A 19,875-nucleotide genomic window follows, 5' to 3' on the forward strand; every position below is an offset into this window, starting at 1 on the left:
TAAAATTGTGCAGCCGTGAATCATCGCTGCTATAAGAAATAACGATTTTATTTCAGATTATTTAAAATTTTCTTAAATAATAATTGACAAATGATTAATTCAGCGTAATACTTAGTGTAGGTACCCTAGTTGCTTTAAGTTGTACAGCTTAAAGTGTATAGTGATTTAGTCATTTAGCGATTGTATGTATAAGTGAAATACTGATTATTAATAAAAGCCCATAGTGTAAGTAGGTTAGTTTATAGGGGGCTATATCAAAAGGAGCTTGTTTCCTCTTTGATATAGCCCCTTTTTGTGTTCAAAAAGAAAAGGCAGTCTACAGTTTAACAAGGGAGCGGGTATGATGTTTATTCAAATTGATGGAAATTCACTGACGTTCGACCAAATTTACAAAGTTATTTACCAAGGATACTCCGTGAAAATTAGCGATCACGCAGTTGAACATATACAAAAAAGCAGAACGTTAGTTGAAGAGAGCATTACGAACAACAATGTCATTTACGGAGTCAATACGGGATTTGGAAAGTTTAGCGATACGGTTATTTCAAAAACAGACTTAGCTGATCTGCAGATTAACCTAATTCGCAGTCATGCCTGCGGACTAGGAGAGCCATTCTCGTTAGAAGTAAGCAGAGTCATGCTGCTTTTACGAGCGAACGCATTAGCTAAAGGGTATTCCGGAATACGACTGGAAACCTTGCAACTTCTTATCGATTGCTTAAACCAAAACGTAGTGCCGGTTATCCCGAGTCAAGGTTCTCTTGGAGCTAGCGGTGACTTAGCCCCGTTATCACATCTAGCGCTGCTGTTAGTTGGAGAAGGGGAAGCTGTATATAATGGTCAGCGAATGCAAGGAGAAGAAGCTTTAAAGCTAGCGGGGCTTGAACCTATACAATTACAGGCGAAAGAAGGGCTAGCTCTAATTAACGGCACTCAGGCAATGACGGCTGTAGGCGTAGTTTCGTACCTTGAAGCTCAAAAGCTCGCTGATCTTGCGGACGGAATTGCAGCACTAACATTAGAAGGTCTGCAAGGTATTGTAGAAGCATTCATGCCAGAGTCTCATGCAGTAAGACCTTATCGCGAACAACAGCAGGTAGCTGCCCGAATTCTTTCGTACTTAGAAGGCAGTCAATTAACTACTTCTCAAGGTCAACTAAGAGTGCAAGATGCTTATTCACTGCGCTGTATTCCTCAAGTTCATGGTGCTATTTATCAAGTTTTAAATTATGTAAAAGAAAAGCTTTTAATTGAGATTAATTCAGCAACCGATAACCCGCTCATCTTTGCCGACAGCGGCAAAGTAATTTCTGGAGGGAATTTTCACGGGCAGCCCATTGCGTTTGCTATGGATTTTCTAGGAATTGCAATGGCGGAGCTTGGGAATATTTCTGAACGGCGCATTGAACGAATAGTAAACCCTCAGCTTAGCGGGCTGCCGGCATTTTTAAGTGCAGATCCAGGTCTAGAGTCCGGGCTCATGATTACTCAATACGCTGCAGCTTCATTAGTTTCCGAAAATAAAGTATTAGCGCATCCATCAAGTGTCGATTCTATCCCATCTTCAGCGAATCAAGAAGATCATGTCAGCATGGGAACGACTGCTGCACGTCATGCTTATCAAATTATCCAAAATACACGAAGAGTTCTATCGATTGAAGCAATTTGTGCGGCTCAAGCAGCCGATATTCAAGGAGTAGATAAACTTGCTTCGGAAACAAGAAAAATTTATTCAAGAATTAGAAAAACCGTACCAACCATTACTAAAGATCGAATTTTCTCACGTGATATTGAAGGGTTAGCAGCTGATTTCAAAACCTTTGTGCAAGATACTAATTATGAATTAGCGCTTTAATAAAAAGTTAGTTTAACAGTTTTTCATTTTTATAGAGGAGGAAAACGAAATGGAGACAAAACAAAGTGGAATAAAAGCACCTCGTGGAACAGAACTAACGACAAAAGGCTGGGTACAAGAAGCTGCTCTTCGCATGCTTCTAAACAATTTAGATTCCGAAGTAGCGGAGCATCCAGAAAAGTTAGTCGTATACGGAGGAATCGGAAAAGCAGCCCGTAACTGGGAGGCGTTCGATCGCATTGTCGCAGCGTTAAAAGAGTTAGAAGAAGATGAAACGCTTCTCATACAGTCCGGTAAGCCTGTTGCGGTTTTTAAAACACACAGTGATGCGCCGCGTGTTTTATTAGCAAATTCAAATCTTGTTCCTGCTTTTGCGAATTGGGAGACGTTCCATGAGCTCGATAAAAAAGGGCTCATGATGTACGGGCAAATGACTGCAGGGAGCTGGATTTATATCGGAAGCCAAGGCATTGTTCAAGGTACCTATGAAACATTTGCTGAGTGTGCCAACCAGCATTTTAACGGAAGTTTGAAAGGAACGATTACGGTAACAGCTGGATTAGGAGGAATGGGAGGCGCACAGCCACTAGCTGTTACGATGGCAGGCGGCGTTGTAATTGGAATTGATGTTGATCGCACGCGTATTGAAAAACGTATCGAAACAAAGTATTGCGATACGGTAGTTGAAAGCGTAGCCGAAGCCATCACGTTAGCTGAAGATGCAAAAAGATTGGGCAAAGCGCTTTCCATTGGATTAGTTGGAAATGCAGCCGAGATTCTTCCTGAAATGATAAAGCGAGGATTTATCCCAGATATTGTGACGGATCAAACATCGGCACATGATCCGCTTAACGGATATTTGCCGATTGGAGTCAGCTTAGCTGAAGGAGAAAGATTGCGGAATACAAATCCAAATGAATATGTAAAACAATCAAAAGCAAGTATGGCTATTCACGTTCAAGCCATGTTAGAGATGCAAAGAAAAGGCGCGGTTGCTTTTGACTATGGCAATAATATTCGCCAAGTGGCGCTCGATGAAGGTGTCACGAATGCATTTGACTTCCCGGGATTTGTCCCAGCGTACATCCGTCCGCAGTTCTGTGAAGGAAAAGGACCGTTCAGGTGGGTCGCTTTGTCGGGAAACCCAGAAGATATTTATAAAACAGATGAAGTCATTTTACGTGAGTTTTCGGATAATACCCATCTTTGCAACTGGATTAAAATGGCGCGAGAAAAAATTGAGTTTCAAGGATTGCCGGCTCGTATTTGCTGGCTAGGCTACGGAGAAAGAGCGCGCTTTGGAAAAATTATTAATGACATGGTAGCAAACGGAGAGCTGTCAGCGCCTATCGTTATTGGCAGAGATCATCTAGATGCCGGTTCTGTGGCGTCGCCAAATCGTGAAACTGAAGCAATGAAAGATGGCAGTGATGCAGTAGCAGACTGGCCTATTTTAAATGCATTAGTAAATACGGCAGCAGGCGCAAGCTGGGTATCTGTTCACCACGGAGGAGGAGTAGGTATGGGGTATTCTCTGCACGCTGGAATGGTTGTAGTAGCAGATGGTACAGAAGATGCAGCAAAACGTCTAGAACGTGTTTTAACAACAGACCCTGGCATGGGTGTTGTTCGTCATGTAGACGCCGGCTATGATAAGGCCATTCAAACTGCAAAAGAAAAAGGAATACAAATTCCCGCGTTAAATGAATAAAAAAGGAGGGATACGTATGACTGTTACGTATATCAAATGTGCTGCACAAGTCATTACGGTTAAAGGAGGAAGTCAGCCTAGACGATCGGAGGAAATGTCAGATCTAGGAATCATTGAAAATGGCAGCGTACTCGTGAAAAATAGAAGAATTGTATTTGTTGGGCCTGACGTCAAAGCGCAGGAATACCTTGAGCATATTCATGAACCTATTAATATAATTGATGCCGAAGGAAAAATTGTAACGCCTGGGTTGATTGATCCCCACACTCACCTTGTGTTTGGCGGCAGTCGTGAAAAAGAATTAGAAATGCGCTTAAACGGAGCAAAGTATATTGATATTTTAAAAGCGGGAGGAGGAATTTTACAAACAACCGTTAGTACACGACAAGCAACAGAAGAGGAGCTAATCAAGCAATCTACAAAACGTTTAAATAAATTTCTGCAGTACGGAGTTACAACTGTCGAAGCAAAAAGCGGGTACGGTTTAAATCTTAAAGACGAAATCAAACAATTAAAAGTAGCGAAGAAACTGAATGAACAGCATCCAGTAGATGTGGTTTCAACCTTTATGGGAGCTCATGCGGTGCCAGCTGAGTATAAAGGCAATGAAGATGAGTTTGTTCGTTTTGTTATCGAAGAAATGATACCAATCGTTGCAAAAGAAGAGCTAGCGGAGTTTTGTGATGTGTTTTGTGAAGAAGGCGTGTTTACAGTTGAACAGTCAGAGCGTATTTTACAAGCTGGAAAAGCATACGGGCTAAAACCTAAAATCCACGCTGATGAAATTGTTTCCTTTGGCGGTGCAGAATTAGCCGCTAAAGTAGGAGCTGTGTCTGCGGATCATTTACTAAAAGCATCGGATCAAGGAATTAAGCAAATGGCTGAAAGCGGAGTTATAGCCATTTTATTGCCGGGTACTGCATTCTTTTTAATGGAAGAACCGGCGCGTGCTAGAAAAATGATTGAAGCAGGAGTGCCTGTTGCGTTATCAACAGATAGAAACCCAGGGTCTTCTCCTACGGAATCACTTCCGTTTATTATGAATTTAGCTTGTTTAACGATGAAAATGACGCCAGCGGAAGTCTTAACGGCCTGTACGATCAATGCAGCTCACGCCATTTGCAAAGGCGATCAAATTGGAAGTATTGAAGTAGGGAAAAAAGCTGATTTAGTACTATTTGACGCTCCAAATTATCAAACGCTGCAATATAACTATGCGGTAAATCTTGTAGACACGGTATTGAAAGATGGAAAAATAGTGGTTGAAGGCGGTGTGTTACATGAGCTATCCGTACCCACAGCTTGATCGACCGCCTTTTTGCTGGCAGCGTCAAAGCACTCATGACCCAAAAGTAAGCGATTGGATTCAAACAGTTGAAGATGGGAGCAACTTCGACTTTACATCGATAGATATTACGGTCTTAGGCGTGCCTCTTTCAAGGTCCTCCATTAGCGCTTCTGGAGCCAGTGAGACGCCAATGGCCATTAGGAAGCTATGGAAATCCTTTAATCCGTATCATATTGAGTATGATACGGATTTAACTTCCCTGTCAGTTTTAGATTTAGGAGACGTTAAACAGCATGTAACGGATATAGAGAAATCCCATCAGCATATAAAAGAAGCGATGATGTCTATACGGAAATATCATCCGCATGCGCTGCCTGTTATGCTTGGAGGAGATCATTCTATTACAGCTATGTTAGTAAAAGGGTGGCAAGCGTCACATCCCGAACAGAAGATAGGGATTTTACAGTTTGATACGCACTTTGACTTACGCAGCTTAGAAGATAACGGTCCTTCTAACGGAACACCTATACGAAATTTAATTGAAAGCAACACGATTGATGCAAGACATGTATGGAATATCGGACTTCACGGGTTTTATAACTCAAAATCGTTAAAGGAATATGCAGATAGCAAAGGCGTCCATTATGTAACGTTACTGCAAGCAAGAAAAGCAGGAATAACTCATACGGTGAAAGAAGCATTAAAACAGCTGAGCAAAGAGGTAGACATGATCTATTTAACCGTTGATATGGACGTGTTAGATATCGCTTACGCACCGGGAGTTCCAGCAGGAACGACAGGCGGAATGAGGACAGATGAGTTGTTTGAAGCAGTATACACCGCCGGGAGTCATCCGCTTGTTCAAGCAATGGATATTGTATGTCTAGATCCGCTGCGTGATGTAGGAGAAATTACCGTGAAAGCAGGCGTACACGTGTTTTTGAATTTTTTAACGGGCGTTGCAAACAGAAAGTAAGGAAGTGTTACTGTTGCTTCAATTATTACTGTAATGGTAATGCTCAATCAAAAAGCGAAAAAAACAGCTAGATAGTATGAATAAAAGTAAGTCAGCACCAGCAAGTTGCGAACTCGACGTTCTGGTGCTGACTTTATAAAACCTATCTTCTAGATGAACATTACGAAGCCGAATATGTGTTAAGAGCCTCAATCATTAAATCCCAAAAACCATCTACATCAAGGGTTAAACCAAACTTCGCATTTGCTTTCCTTCCTGTAACTCCAAGCAAATCAACTGAAGTCGTCCCAGCCGTGTATTCTCCGCGTGTTTCTACTACAATATTAACTTCTTTGAGCGTAAATAGTTCTGGAGCTATGCAATAAGCAACGGTTAATACATCGTGAACAGGCGGACTATCAAAGCCAAACGTTTCTTTATAGGCAGATTTAAAAAATGCTAATAATTCACCTACCTTTTTTGCTACGTTATTATCAATGTTCATCACTTGGTTAATAACATTATCTGTTGCAACGGCTTGATGCGTAATATCTAACCCCATTACTACGAGTGGAATGCCGCTATCAAACACTTTTTTAGCCGCTTCTGGATCTGCCCAAATGTTAAACTCAGCCGTTGGCGTCCAGTTCCCGAAGGTTCCACCGCCCATAAGGATAATCTCTTCAATGTTTTCTTTAATTTCTGGAGCTTTTATTAAAGCTAAAGCAATGTTCGTTAAAGGACCGGTAGGCAAAAGCGTAACGGGATCTTCTGACTCTTTGACCATTCGTATAATAGTATCTACTCCGTGTTCTTCGCTCCAGCTGCGAGAGAGAGCCGGGAACTCAGGGCCGTCTAATCCTGAATCCCCGTGTATACTAGGCGCGTTTTCACGTCTGCGCATCATTGGTTCGCTTGCTCCTTTTGAAACAATCGGGTTATGTAACGATACCAAATCACACACTTTCAAAGCATTCATCGTCGTGTTTTCAATTTATGCGTTTCCTGAAACAGTTGTAATCGCTAAAATATCTAATTCCGGTCGTGCGGCAGCCAAAATAATAGAAATAGCATCATCATGACCTGGATCACAGTCCATAATAATCTTTCTTTTTTTCATTATGATCACCTCTATATAATGGATAAATTGCTGTTAATTTTACATGGATTTTATTTTTTCTAAAATAGCTTCTGTAAACTCCGACGTAGAGGCATGTCCGCCTAAATCTTTCGTTTTCACTTCAGATTGGAGCGTTTGATAAAGTGTGTGTTCTACTGTAGCAGCCACTTCTGTAAGTTTGTGATCCGCATGTTTTTCAGCCAGCCATTTCAGTAGCATGGCTGCTGAAGAAATAATACCGGTTGGGTTTGCTATATTTAAACCTGCGATATCGGGCGCAGAACCATGAGCTGCTTGTGCCATAGCGATATGTTCATTTGCATTAAGAGAAGGGGCTAATCCTAAGCTTCCTACAAGCTCGCCGGCTAAATCTGAAAGAATATCACCATACATGTTTTCTGTCACAATGACATCAAAATTGGCTGCACGACGCACGAGATGAGCAGCCATGGCATCAATATGGTAGTCGTCCACTTTTACTTCAGGATATTGCTCAGCTACTTCTCGACAAACGTTTAGAAATAGTCTGGTACTTAATCTTAAAACATTTGCTTTATGTACGATTGTTACTTTTTTACGACGCTGCATAGCCAATGCAAAAGCTTCACGCGCAATTCTTTCTACGGCTTTTCGCGTAAATACCCCCGATGTCACCACAACGTCTTTTGTAATCTGCCATTCGCCATGTCCAGAATACATATTTCGATCGGCATAAAATCCTTCTGTATTTTCTCGGACGATCACTAAATCTGCTTCTTTCAAGACGCTTTTAATGCCTGGCATTGTTTTGGCAGGGCGAATATTTGCGTAAAGATCTTAAAGATCTAAACTGTGACGAAGCTCTCCGCTGGGATTACGCTTTTCTTTGTGCTGAAGGGGGTAAGCCGCAGAATCGTGCGGGCCAAGTATCCATCCATGCGTATGTTTTAAAGCATCTATCGTTACTTCTGGCAGAGGATCGTTATATTGTTTAATTCCTTCCCATCCCATCGGTAGATGAATCCACTCCATTTTTACTCCTGCTTTGCAAGAAGCAGTTTTAACTACCTTAACTGTGGCATCGACAATCTCTCGCCCGATGCCATCACCCGCCAATACCCCGATACGATAAACAGTCATTGTTTTGAACACCCTTTCATTATGCGCCATGCTTTTATAAATAGATTGAAGGTTATAGTATTAATCTACTTAAAGAAAAGACAATAATAAAATAGTATTTTTTTATGTTTATAGATTAAATTCTTTTATCTTTCTTTTTGCTGCTTTTTAAAAAAAGAACTGGCTAATGCTTATACTCTAGATTTTCTATCAACCAGCTTCTTAATTGGCGTTATTAAATTGAATAAAACACCCAATTAACACCTAAAGCACGATTTAATTATATCATAATTCAGAAAATTAAACGGTTCTACGTTGGCACGAAAATTGCTTGTACTGTATATGAGGAATACAAAAGAAAGGAGCAATATGTAGGCGCAGATAAGTAAGCTGCTTTTAAAGAAAGAGATGTTTGTCTAAGGCTATTATTTCACAATGAAGGGGAGAAGAAGAATGAGTGAACCGCAAAAGGAAATGAGTTCATTAAATCAGGTACGGAAAAAAGAGAGGAAAATAAACGTTTTTGCTTTATTGTTAGGCTTTCTTGTGATTGCTACCATTTTAACGTATACCTTGCCAGCTGGAGAATATGCGCGTGTAGAAGTAGACGGGAGAACAACGGTAGATCCTCAATCGTTTAAATGGATTGATTCTACACCTGTTGGATTCTTTGATATGGTCAAAGCAATACATACAGGAATGGTAGAAGGAGCCGACATTATCTTTTTTGTATTAATTATCGGCGGTTTCTTTGGTGTACTAAGCGCTACGGGGACAGTAGATGTATTAATTACAACGATGGCTAAAAAACTTGCTACCCGAGAAAAATTATTAATTCCTGTCATGATGTTATTTTTTGCAGTAGGCGGTTCTTTAATGGGGATGGCGGAAGAAACGCTAGCCTATATTCCTCTTTTAATTCCGCTGGCACTTGCTCTTGGATTCGATGCATTAACAGGGACTGCTATTGTGTTAATTGGCGCATCGGCTGGTTTTACTACGGCAGTTATGAATCCATTTACAGTTGGTGTTGCGCAAGGAGTAGCAGAGCTTCCTATGTTTTCTGGAATGGGCTTTCGACTCATCTTGTTTGTAGTTGTTTACGCTGTTTCAGTTTGGTTTGTCTACCGATATGCGATGAAAGTGAAAAAAAGTCCTTCTATTGGGACGTACGGAAAATACAGCATAACCAGCGCAAATAAACTTTTAAACTCGGATGCCAAGTTAACTAGAAAGCATAAATGGATTATGGCAGCATTTCTTGTTAACTACGTAATTCTTGCTTTTGGCGTTATTAAGTATAAGTGGTACATTACTGAAATTGCTTCTTTATTTGTTATTTTGACAGTTGTGATTGGGATTATTGGAAGGCTCTCTGTTGAAAATACAGTTAAGTCATTTACAAACGGGGCAGCAGCACTAGTTGGAGGAGCGCTTGTTATCGGAGTTTCTCGTGCTGTTCTTGTTGTTTTAAATGAAGGACATATTGTAGACCCTATGCTTCATCAAGTATCTGGAGCTATTCAGCATATTCCGGGATATTTAAGCGTCATCGGAATCTATAACTTCCAAGCGCTGATTCATCTTATTTTAGCATCTGGAACAGGTCATGCGATGCTGACGATGCCAATCATGACGCCTCTTGCAGATTTACTTGATATTACAAGGCAAACAGCAGTATTATCTTTTTCTTTTGCAGATGGCATTGGAAATATGATCTTCCCGACGGCTGGAACATTAATGGCTGGTTTAGCGATTGCGGGAATTTCATGGACAAAGTGGGCCAAATGGGTGTTGCCGTTAGTCCTTATTCAATATGTGATTGGTTTAATCGCCGTTGTGATTGCTTATTTTATCAATTATGGACCATTTTAAGCATTAAAATTATATAGAAAAATGTTATTCGTAAGTTGAGCTTACTAGTAGGAGGAATAGAAGTTGTTAACCTTAATCAAAAACGCAGAAGTATATGCACCAGAGTATTTAGGAAAAAAAGACGTATTGCTTGCAGACAGCAAAATCATCCTTATAGAAGATTGTATTGACCATGTAAATACGTCCATTCCTATTGATGTTGTAGACGCCGCCAATCACATTATAGCCCCTGGCTTTATTGATTCACATGTTCATATTATTGGCGGAGGAGGAGAGGGGGGATATAAAACACGCACGCCTGAACTAATGTTAACGGATGCAACGGCTGCTGGTGTTACAACTATTGTAGGTGTCCTTGGAACAGATGGTACAACAAGAAGAATGGAAAGTCTTCTGGCTAAAGCAAGAGGATTAGAAGAAGAAGGGATTAGCTGCTTCATTCATACAGGCTCGTATCAAATACCAGTAAAAACGTTAACTACCAGCATCGAAGAAGATCTTATTTTAATTGATAAAATTATCGGAGTAGGTGAAATTGCCATTTCCGACCACCGTTCTTCTGAACCGACATTTGAAGAACTGGTGAAGGTGGCTTCCGCTGCCCGCAATGGAGGGATTTTATCAGGAAAAGCCGGAATATTAGAGATTCACGTAGGAGACGGGGAACGGAAATTATCTTTATTAAATCAAATCGCAGATGAAACGGACCTGCCAATTCGTCAGTTTCACCCTACACATATTAACCGAAATGAAGATCTGTTTAAAGAAGGAATTCAATTTGCAAAACGAGGTGGCTATGTAGATTTTACGACTAGCACCATTCCCTATTTTTTAGAAGAAGGCGAAGTTAAGTGCAGCAAAGGGTTACGCATCATGTTTGAAGAAGAAGTTCCGATTTCGAATATTACGTTTTCATCCGACGGACAAGCGAGCCTGCCGTTTTTTGATGATAACGGAGACTATAAAGGGCTTCAAGTTGGAAAAGTGTCTTCTTTATTTCAAGAAGTACGAGATGCAGTACTAGAAGAATCAGTGCCGTTAGAAACAGCTCTTCAAGTCATTACTTCTAATCCTGCCAAACTATTAAAACTGGCCAATAAAGGGCATATTCAACCTGGAAAAGATGCAGATTTAGTCCTTTTAGACAAAGAGACGCTAACAATTAAAACAGTTTTTGCTCAAGGTAAAGTAATGGTAAAAGACGGTGTTCCTGTTGTGAAAGGAACGTTTGAATAACAGGTTTTAGACATCATTTAACGAAAGTATCGCGGAAAGGATACGAGCTAATTAGAGAAAGGTATTAAAATTTGCGTGGAAAGGATCTTTCAAATGAAAAAGAAACTTGTTTCATGTCTTATCAGCTTTACATTACTTTCTTCTTTGAGTACACCGCTGCTTGCAAAAGCACAAGAAAATACTGGAGACATTAAAGGCAGCCTTGTTATTGCAGGCGGAGGTGTAGGGACATCTAATCACGATGTATATGAAAAATTTCTCTCGCTTGCTGGAGGAAAAGAAAAAGCAAAAGTAGGGATTATTCCAGCTGCCAGCACAACGCTGCAGTCTTCCAAAAAGTTTAAAGATGACCTCGTGAAATATGGAGTAAACTCAGATTCTATTAAAATTCTTCCTGTTTCAAATCACGATTTTTCTGACACACAAAAAGATGAATCAACCTGGAAGAATCAAGTGAACGATAAGAAGTTATCCCGTACCATTAAAGGACTAACAGCAGTCTGGTTTGTTGGAGGAGACCAAACGAAAATTGTAGATTCCCTTCGTCAAAATAATGGAAGCGATTCTGAAGCGTTAAAAGCTATTTGGGATATATACCGTAAAGGAGCAGTTATCGGAGGTACAAGTGCAGGAGCCGCAATTATGAGTGACGTCATGATTACAGGCGGAGATAGTCTAGGAGCTTTAAAAGAAAGTATAGGAAACAAGGAAACCTTAAATAAATATGTAAACAAAGACCAGCATCATAAAAAAGAGTATGAGCCTTTGTCAGTTCAAAAAGGTCTGGGTTTTTTCCAACACGGAATAATTGATCAGCATATGGATGAACGGGCACGACTTGGGCGACTTGCAGTAGCTGCGTATACTTCTGAACGTGACAAAGAAAAAAACTTTGCATACGGTGTGGACGAGGATACGGCTATGATCGTTAACAATAAAAATCAAAAGATTGAAGTTGTTGGACGAAGCGGAGTAGCCGTCTTAGATACGAGCAAAGCTCAGCTTGTGTCTAAACAAAAAGCGAGTTCAGGCTTAGAGAACATAAAGGTTAGTTACTTATCTCCTGGAGATAAAATTAACTATCATTTAAAATCATTTGAATTTCCAAAGGATAAAGTAGAAACGAAGGGATTTGAATATTACTCGTTTAACGCACTGCCTGCTACGGGTGTTTTTACGCCATACGGAAGATTAAAGGCTTATTTATCCTATTCTCTTGTTGACAATAAATCGATGAAATCTGCCAACAGCTATGTTTATGATAGTCAAGGGTCGGGATATGAAATTGCTTTTCAAAAAGATCGTGATACAAACGGCTATTGGAGATATACTGACGGACAAAAAGATGACTATTCCATTGTGAATGTTAGAATGGATATTGCGCCTAAAACCGTCAAATTCCAGCCGAATAGAAAAACTAGTTTAACGTATAAAAAACCTGCCTTTTCTTCACCTGAAAGTCCTGTATACGACAAGATTAAAGGTAACCTCTTGATTGCAGGAGGAGCGCTAGGCAGCAGTAATTCAAGCGTGTATAACAAGTTCATTAATCTTGCAGGAGGAAAACAAGCCAAAGTAGGAATTGTGCCTGCAGCGAGTACTAAGTTCGACTCCTCTAATCAGTTTAAAGCTGATTTAATTAAATACGGAATGAAAGCAGAAAATATAGAAATTTTACCTGTTTCAAATCATGACTTCAAAGGGACCCCAGAAAACGAGTCGAATTGGAAAACAAACATGAATAGTGATAAACTAGCGCAAAAAGTTAAAGGGCTAACAGGCATTTGGTTTGTAGGAGGAGATCAAACCTTGATTACGGGCTCGTTGCGTAATGAAAATGGTTCGGATTCAAACGTTTTGCAAGCCATGTGGCATACGTACAAAAATGGAGCAGTACTTGGCGGCACGAGTGCCGGAGCGGCAATTATGAGTAATACCATGCTGGCTGGCGGAGATAGCTACGGAGCTCTTTCATACGGATTTACAGACACATATGATGATATGAATCAGCAAGAAGGCGGTCCTGCTTATTTAGAAAAAGGGCTTGGCTTTTTCCAATACGGTCTTGTAGATCAGCATTTTGACAACAAAGCAAGACTAGGACGTCTTATTGCAACAGCATATGAAAAAGGAAATAAAAATCAGCTTTCTTACGGCATCGATGAAGATACTGCTATGTTGGTAAACAATAAAGAAAAACAAATAGAAGTTGTTGGAAGAGGCGGTATTACGCTAGTTGACTTAGCAAAGGTACAGGCAAATGAAAAATTTCCGAGTGATTATAAAAATATTCTTATCTCTTGTATCACGCCAGGCGACAAAGTAAATCTCACAACAAAAGAAATCGTCATAAACCCAGCTAAAACATCTACTAGAAAAAATGAATACTACGGTGAAAAAGTTGGACCAAATACAGGTCTTTTTTCTCCGCATGGTGTATTAAGAAAATTTTTAGCTTACGATCTTATTGATAATGCTCAGAATAAAGAGGTAAAGAGCTATACGTTTAACCAAAACACAGGTTTTGAGCTTACCTTCCGAAAAAGCGCGGAAAGCAATGGGTATTGGGCTTATACCGACGGTCAAAAAGACGATTACTCCATCGTAAAGGTAGCCTTAGATATCAAACCAATAAACGTAGATATTAAATGAGAAAAAAGTAATTCAATGCATCTAGCACTTTAGCATATCGTGCCTCCACCCATTAAAGTGGAGGCGCTTTTTTCTACTTATTTTTATTTACAAAAGGGACAAACGTCCGCTAGATGAAATGCACAGCAAAGTATAAAATGATAGGTACAGTATTCCAAGACTAATCTCTGAAGGCAAGTCAAGTTAAAGGCCTGTAGAAAGGTGTCCATACGATGAAAAAGAAATTAGTTTTAATAACAGGAAGCAAGCAAACTAAAATCATTTTACATAACCAATTAAAAGAGTTATTAGGCGATTACATTTTTATTGAATGCTTTGCGGTTGACGAAGAATTACCGAAAAAAATTGATGGCGATGTTGTACTCTACTCATCAGAGAGTATAAAGAACGAAATGAAGGACAGATTAGAGGTTCAATGTGCACATGAAATCGTAGGAAATAGAACGATTCACCATAAACATATAAATGAATTGTTGAAAATTCCTGCCCATACTAAAGTATTAATTGTAAACGATGATGATAGAGAAACTCTTAAGTTAATAGAATCTCTTTATCAAGTAGGAATTAATCATGTTCAGTTTATTCCTTTTAAAAAGAAAAAGACCTATTACGAAGGTGTTGAAATTGCTGTTTCTCCAGGTGAGGCTCACTTATGTCCGCCATATGTAAAGCATGTAATTGATATAGGTGTTAGGCTTTTTGATATGGCGACTATTTTTGAACTTATAAAATCATTTGGTTTTAATCAGTCTAATCATTCAATTATTTGGGATCGCTATTTACGAAATATTATTGAGCTGCAAAAAAAACTAATAGAAGCAGAAGAGCAAATGAAAGAACTTCACCTTCATGTAAAGAGTGTTGTAAATGTAGTAGAAGATGGTATTCTTGCTGTGGATTTTAATAAAAGAATTACGTTATTTAATAAAAGGTTAGAATCATTGTTTCAGCTATCTTCTTCTGATGTTGTAGATCGTGAAATTCAACATGTCATTTCTAACGAAGGCCTTGTGGAGTTTATTACATCGTCCGAAGAGAAAAGTCAGTACTTTAACGTAAACGGGTACGAAATGGTCATCTATAAGTCGATAATTCAGGAAAGCAATACTACGGTAGCAACGTTTAAAAGTGTGAATCAAGCTGTTGAAATAGAAGGAAAAGCGCAGTCAGAATGTAGAAAAAACGGCTTTTCTGTTAAGTATGATTATCAAGATATTATTGGAGAACACCCAGCTTTGCTTAAAACGATTGAAATTTCCCGGAAAATGGCGGTTACTGAGTATCCTATTTTAATTCAAGGAGAAACCGGTACAGGAAAAGAGCTGTTTGCTCAGGCTATCCATAATCATTCTACACGTAAAAATGGACCGTTTCTTGCCGTGAATTGCAGTGCCATGACCGATACATTGCTAGAAAGTGAGCTGTTTGGGTACGAAGAAGCCAGCTTTACAGGAGCCCAAAAAGGCGGCAAAAAAGGGCTGTTTGAAAGCGCTGATAAAGGTACGATCTTCTTGGATGAAATTGGTGTGCGCCCATACGGGCATATAGAGAATCTCCTTAGACAAGAGATGGGAGTCTGCGCTTAACCCATTTACCACCTTGCTTACCCACAAAGGGAAACCCGGAGGGGACCAGAGCATGCAAGGAAAGCCCTAAGTTACCAAAATGACCTAGGTACGACTGAGGGGCAAGGTAAAAAAATGTTATGAATAAGGATGAATGCTAAACTGCGTGAACCATAGTCCAAAGTGGAGTATCGTCGCCCGAAGTGAAGGGTCATTGAAACGCTTCGCAGTCAAGAATGGAAATATTGCCAAAGTTTCCATTGAACATACGCGATACGTATGGCAGACCAAAGACTGGCTAACTTGGATAACAAGTAACGGACGAAAGTGGCATCCGACATCATAATTAGTCTAGTTTCTATATGTACTAAATGGGGATTACCTAACTTGGAACGCCTCGTAAGGAGGCTATTGAGGATGATACCAAGTGTAAAAAGCAAGGTATGTGGCTCATGAAAATCCAATATGGTAACGGAGTTCTCGTAGTAGTCAGAGCGAGGGAAAGCCTCGTACAAGGCAAAGGAGAACAGTCTTTTCGACTAATATTAAATTGGGAAGGGGCGTGAGGCTCTTGCGAAGCCCAAAAATCGTATTAGGAAATCTAGCATCTCACAGTAACAAAGCAGGATATAAATACAAAAAATTATATCGGAATCTGTATAACCCATTATTTTTTCTTGATGCCTATCAAAATATATACGCCAGCGAAGGAAACATGACTGCTGGAACAGATGGAAAGACCATTGACGGAATGTCTACAGAAAGAATCTCAGCGCTAATTGATAAGTTACGAGATTATTCTTACCAACCAAAACCAGTAAGAAGAGTTTATATTCCAAAGAAAAATGGAAAGAAGCGTCCGTTAGGCATACCTTCCGTAGAAGATAAGTTAGTTCAAGAAGTCATAAAAAACCTATTACAATCCATCTATGAACCAACCTTTAGTAAGTTCTCTCATGGCTTTCGCCCTGAAAAAAGTTGCCATACAGCACTAATTCAGGTCAAAGGAACCTTTACTGGGAGTAGATGGTTCATTGAAGGTGATATCGAAGGTTTTTTCGACAATATTAATCATCACATCCTTATCTATACCCTAAGGAAGAGGATAGATGATGAACAATTTATTTCGCTTATATGGAAGTTCCTTAGAGCCGGATATTTAGAGGAATGGAAGTTTCATAAAACGTTTAGTGGTGCACCACAAGGTGGTATTCTTAGCCCTTTACTAGCAAATATTTATCTAAATGAGTTAGATAATTTTATAAATCGGTATAAGTCAACTTTTGATGTAGGAAAAGTTAGAAGGATAAACCCAGCTTATTCTAAAATACAACATCAAATAAACAGGGTTAAGAAAGAACTAAGGGAATCCAAGGAAATAGATGAAGTACGGGAAAAAGAATTAACCAATAAGGTACATGAGTTGTTAGCTGAAAGAGAACGTATTCCTCAACGATATCCGATGGATGAGAATTATAAACGAATTCAATATGTTAGATATGCAGATGACTTTCTCATTGGAGTTATTGGAAGCAAGGAAGATGCGTACAAGGTAAAAAAAGACATTGCTAATTTCTTGAAATCGGAACTTAAGCTAACATTATCCGAGGAGAAAACACTTATAACAAATACGAGGCATAAGGCTCGATTTTTAGGATATGACGTTAAAGTTTTGCGAGATTTCCACTCTAAACGACGAAGCGATGGAATAAAAACAAGAGCATTCTCGTTAAAATGTGAACTATATATGCCTACTGATCTTGTTTATAGTCGCCTGTTTAAAAAAAGGGTAATAAAGGTCAACCAAAAGACAGGTCAATGGAAACCAATGCACCGTCCAGAGTTAATTAAATTGGTTCCTCTTGAGATTTTAAGAAACTATAACGCCCAGATACGTGGAACCTATCAATATTATCAACTGGCAGTTAATGTGTGCCATCTAAACAGTTATAAGTATCTCCTTGAATATTCTATGTACAAAACCTTAGCAAATAAGTACCGTACTACCTTAGGTAAAGCTAAACAAAAATTTATGGTGAATGGAATATTCCAAGTCAGTTATATGACAAAGTCCGGTAAGAAAACGGAAGTGCTTTATGATAAGGGATTTCGTAGGAATAAAGCTCCTATAACTAAAAAGGATATAGAAAAACTTCCTTCGGAAGTATCATACCAATCCCGAACATCGCTTATCCAAAGGTTGATGGCTAATCAATGTGAATGGTGTAAGGCTGAAGAAGGCTCAATGGAAGTTCACCATGTTCGAAAGCTAAAGAACCTTAAAGGGAAAAAGAAATGGGAAAGACAGATGATAGCAAGAAGTCGTAAAACGATGGTACTTTGTCGAAAGTGTCATCATGACCTGCATAATGGGAAGCTAGACTGAAAAGATGGAGAGCCGTATACCTTGAGAGGGGTACGTACGGTTCGGGGGGGAGTTCTCGGAAACCTAAGACCGAGAGGTCTTAAGGCGCCGGGTTCTTACCCTACGATATCAGTCCGCGCTTACAAACCCAGCTTTTAAGGGTGCTTCAAGAAAAAGAAATTAGACGGGTAGGAGGTACAAGAGTCATTCCAATCAATGTAAGGATCATAGCAGCTACTCACAACAATTTACTACATAAAATGAAAGAAGGTTTGTTTCGAGAAGATTTGTACTATCGTTTACATGTATTATCTTTAACGATTCCTCCTTTAAGATATAGAAGAACCGATATTCCTTTACTAATTCATCATTTTATTTCCAAATCAAAAACGTGGACCCATATCCATCCAGAAGCGATGAAGCTGCTTATCGAATATGAATGGTTAGGAAATATAAGAGAATTAAAAGGCGTCATCGAGTATTTGCTTACCGTCTGCGATGAAAACGAAGTGAAAGCAAAAGACGTAGAGTATAGGCTTAGTAGTCAAAAAGAGGAACATTCTTTGTATGAAGTTGAAAATGAATCGGTTGACTTAATCGAACTTCAAGAAAATCATGCCCTGTTAGAAACGATAAAACAGTGTAATGATACTGGAAAAGCAGCAAGCAGAAAGTGGATCACACAGCATTTAAAAGGCTTTACGCTTACAGAACAGCAGGTGAGAAATCGTTTGGATGTACTAGAAGAAAAAGAGTATATTATAAAGCGCAGAGGCAGAGCAGGAACGAAAATAACAGAAAAAGGACTGCATTATCTATATCATTTAAAAACAAAACAGCATTTAATCAATCCTTGATGTGCGTAAGGAAGGGAAACTTTACTGATCAAGTTTCCCTTTTCTATAAAAGAAGGTATTCATTTACCGTTTACGGCTGATTTCCTCCGTAAATTTTTCCTGTAGAAGAAGTAATAACACCGCCGTTTACGTTCAAAGTATAAGCTAATCCTCCAGAACCTGTCCAAGTGGAAAGATTAAAAGTGCTGCCATTAAATAGTTTATAGATAGAAATATTGTTGAACGTCAGCGGCTGACCGCTTACACAAGTGGTAGGGGCCATATTCGTTTTAGCTAGATAAACAGCTGCATTTGTAGAGCCTGGCTGCGTTACTACTTTAGCTGAACCATCTTTTTCTACCAAAAGTGCTGACTGTTCATTAACAGCAATCCCTTTTGCGCTTGTTCCAGTTTCTTCTCCGTCTTGAATATTACGTGCAAGAAAGGTTAAAAAGCGTCCCATTCTATCTCGTTGTTCAAAATGGGTGTCTGTTTGAATGCTGTTGTTATGAGGTGTTTGAATCAAATAATCTGTAAACGAAATAAGAGAACTATAAGGATTGTTTAGCGCTGTTTTAGAATCTAAAGTTGTAGATCCTGCTGAGATAGAATCATAAATGTGATCCCCTTGAATCATCGTGCCGGCACTCGTTCCCCCAAAAGGAATACCTTGATTAATACGATTATTTAATGCTGTAAGAGCTGGGGATCCTTCTAAGAAATCTACATAATCAGCTTGATTGCCTCCAGCAAAAAAGATGCCTTCTGCTTTGTTAATTTTATCTATTAAAGAAGAGTCTGAACCTGCTCTTATTAAATCATTAACAACAATTGTGCTAACAGAGTTAAGTGGCTTACCCATACTTTTAGCCAGGTCGTAGATATAAGAGTTATAGGCATCAGTACCCGTCGCTCGTATAACTAAGAAATCTCCGCCGTTTGCTTTTTGAATCATCCATTTGAATGCTTCATCTACATCGGTGCTTCCCCCCATATAGACTTGTCCAAAGGTTGTACTAGTCGCTTTGTCTGCAGTACTTCCGACCTTATAAAGCGTATAAGGTGCAGAAGCAGCAGAAGCTGAAATGGGCAGTAAAAGAGATGCTGCGAGAACAGCACCAGTAATGACCTGCTTTTGAATGCTTTTCTTACGTTTAGCTTTTTTCATAAAGTTCTCCTCCTTTAATAAGTGTTCATAGATGAACATGCAAATTTTATACCAACTTATTAAAGAGCTAAAACACTTTAAAAGAAAGGCTTTTGAAAAAAATATCGCATGATATAGGTTATTTATGGGTTGTTATTAAATTGTTTTATAC

The 19,875-nt window shown here is 39.3% G+C and carries 12 protein-coding genes and 2 pseudogenes; 11 read left to right on the top strand and 3 right to left on the bottom strand.

The features are described 5' to 3' along the window. Positions 1–343 precede the first annotated feature (343 nt). Genes hutH through hutG form a run of 4 tightly spaced genes read left to right on the top strand, consistent with a single transcriptional unit; the run spans position 344 to position 5,830 of the window. The gene (hutH, locus tag ACOZIR_RS17410) at positions 344–1,855 is read left to right on the top strand and encodes a histidine ammonia-lyase (RefSeq protein WP_340142145.1); all 1,512 of its coding nucleotides are present in this window, start codon (positions 344–346) and stop codon (positions 1,853–1,855) included. 49 nt (positions 1,856–1,904) lie between these two features. After that, on the top strand, positions 1,905–3,566 hold the full coding sequence (hutU, locus tag ACOZIR_RS17415; protein WP_045291375.1) for a urocanate hydratase: 1,662 nt from the start codon (positions 1,905–1,907) through the stop codon (positions 3,564–3,566). A 16-nt stretch (positions 3,567–3,582) separates the two neighbouring features. Next, a complete protein-coding gene (hutI, locus tag ACOZIR_RS17420) occupies positions 3,583–4,872 on the top strand; it encodes an imidazolonepropionase (RefSeq protein ID WP_328120036.1) in 1,290 nt (429 codons plus the stop codon). After that, on the top strand, positions 4,847–5,830 hold the full coding sequence (hutG, locus tag ACOZIR_RS17425; protein WP_328120037.1) for a formimidoylglutamase: 984 nt from the start codon (positions 4,847–4,849) through the stop codon (positions 5,828–5,830). The genes hutI and hutG overlap by 26 nt, the downstream gene beginning before the upstream one ends. 160 nt (positions 5,831–5,990) lie before the next feature. Here the strand turns inward: hutG and ACOZIR_RS17430 are convergent. Both ACOZIR_RS17430 and ACOZIR_RS17435 read right to left on the bottom strand, forming a co-directional pair. Next, a pseudogene (locus ACOZIR_RS17430) lies at positions 5,991–6,929 on the bottom strand (nucleoside hydrolase). A gap of 39 nt (positions 6,930–6,968) precedes the next feature. Then, a pseudogene (locus ACOZIR_RS17435) lies at positions 6,969–8,048 on the bottom strand (isocitrate/isopropylmalate dehydrogenase family protein). Positions 8,049–8,480: 432 nt separating this feature from the next. Between ACOZIR_RS17435 and ACOZIR_RS17440 the strand changes: the two are divergent. From ACOZIR_RS17440 to ACOZIR_RS17470, 7 genes are all read left to right on the top strand, one after another. Beyond that, positions 8,481–9,902, top strand: a complete 1,422-nt coding sequence (locus ACOZIR_RS17440; protein WP_045291367.1) for a YfcC family protein — start codon at positions 8,481–8,483, stop codon at positions 9,900–9,902. A 63-nt stretch (positions 9,903–9,965) separates the two neighbouring features. Further along, on the top strand, positions 9,966–11,138 hold the full coding sequence (iadA, locus tag ACOZIR_RS17445; protein WP_310878966.1) for a beta-aspartyl-peptidase: 1,173 nt from the start codon (positions 9,966–9,968) through the stop codon (positions 11,136–11,138). Positions 11,139–11,231: 93 nt separating this feature from the next. Further along, positions 11,232–13,790 (top strand): cyanophycinase, encoded by a 2,559-nt coding sequence (locus ACOZIR_RS17450; protein ID WP_340141438.1) that lies wholly within the window; start codon positions 11,232–11,234, stop codon positions 13,788–13,790. A 212-nt stretch (positions 13,791–14,002) separates the two neighbouring features. Next, positions 14,003–15,376 (top strand): sigma 54-interacting transcriptional regulator, encoded by a 1,374-nt coding sequence (locus tag ACOZIR_RS17455; protein WP_421535720.1) that lies wholly within the window; start codon positions 14,003–14,005, stop codon positions 15,374–15,376. 145 nt (positions 15,377–15,521) lie between these two features. Beyond that, positions 15,522–15,701: a hypothetical protein gene (locus tag ACOZIR_RS17460; RefSeq protein WP_416226470.1), complete on the top strand. Its 180-nt coding sequence runs from the start codon at positions 15,522–15,524 to the stop codon at positions 15,699–15,701. Between the two features lie 225 nt (positions 15,702–15,926). Continuing rightward, positions 15,927–17,741, top strand: a complete 1,815-nt coding sequence (locus ACOZIR_RS17465; protein WP_416226469.1) for a reverse transcriptase domain-containing protein — start codon at positions 15,927–15,929, stop codon at positions 17,739–17,741. A 107-nt stretch (positions 17,742–17,848) separates the two neighbouring features. Beyond that, positions 17,849–18,577 (top strand): sigma 54-interacting transcriptional regulator, encoded by a 729-nt coding sequence (locus ACOZIR_RS17470; protein ID WP_421535738.1) that lies wholly within the window; start codon positions 17,849–17,851, stop codon positions 18,575–18,577. Positions 18,578–18,647: 70 nt separating this feature from the next. Here the strand turns inward: ACOZIR_RS17470 and ACOZIR_RS17475 are convergent, their stop codons facing one another. Then, positions 18,648–19,724, bottom strand: a complete 1,077-nt coding sequence (locus ACOZIR_RS17475) for a cyanophycinase (RefSeq protein WP_045291360.1) — start codon at positions 19,722–19,724, stop codon at positions 18,648–18,650. Between the last annotated feature and the right edge of the window lie 151 nt (positions 19,725–19,875).

Source organism: Priestia sp. D3YE.R1 (assembly GCF_049199565.1).
Taxonomy (GTDB): Bacteria; Bacillota; Bacilli; order Bacillales; family Bacillaceae_H; genus Priestia; species Priestia aryabhattai.

Bases quoted from the DNA above. Each gene is read 5' to 3' on its own strand.
- hutH (WP_340142145.1), top strand. From the start codon at position 344: ATGTTTATTCAAATTGATGGAAATTCACTGACGTTCGACCAAATTTAC.
- hutU (WP_045291375.1), top strand. From the start codon at position 1,905: ATGGAGACAAAACAAAGTGGAATAAAAGCACCTCGTGGAACAGAACTA.
- hutI (WP_328120036.1), top strand. From the start codon at position 3,583: ATGACTGTTACGTATATCAAATGTGCTGCACAAGTCATTACGGTTAAA.
- hutG (WP_328120037.1), top strand. From the start codon at position 4,847: ATGAGCTATCCGTACCCACAGCTTGATCGACCGCCTTTTTGCTGGCAG.
- ACOZIR_RS17440 (WP_045291367.1), top strand. From the start codon at position 8,481: ATGAGTGAACCGCAAAAGGAAATGAGTTCATTAAATCAGGTACGGAAA.
- ACOZIR_RS17450 (WP_340141438.1), top strand. From the start codon at position 11,232: ATGAAAAAGAAACTTGTTTCATGTCTTATCAGCTTTACATTACTTTCT.
- ACOZIR_RS17455 (WP_421535720.1), top strand. From the start codon at position 14,003: ATGAAAAAGAAATTAGTTTTAATAACAGGAAGCAAGCAAACTAAAATC.
- ACOZIR_RS17475 (WP_045291360.1), bottom strand. From the start codon at position 19,724: ATGAAAAAAGCTAAACGTAAGAAAAGCATTCAAAAGCAGGTCATTACT.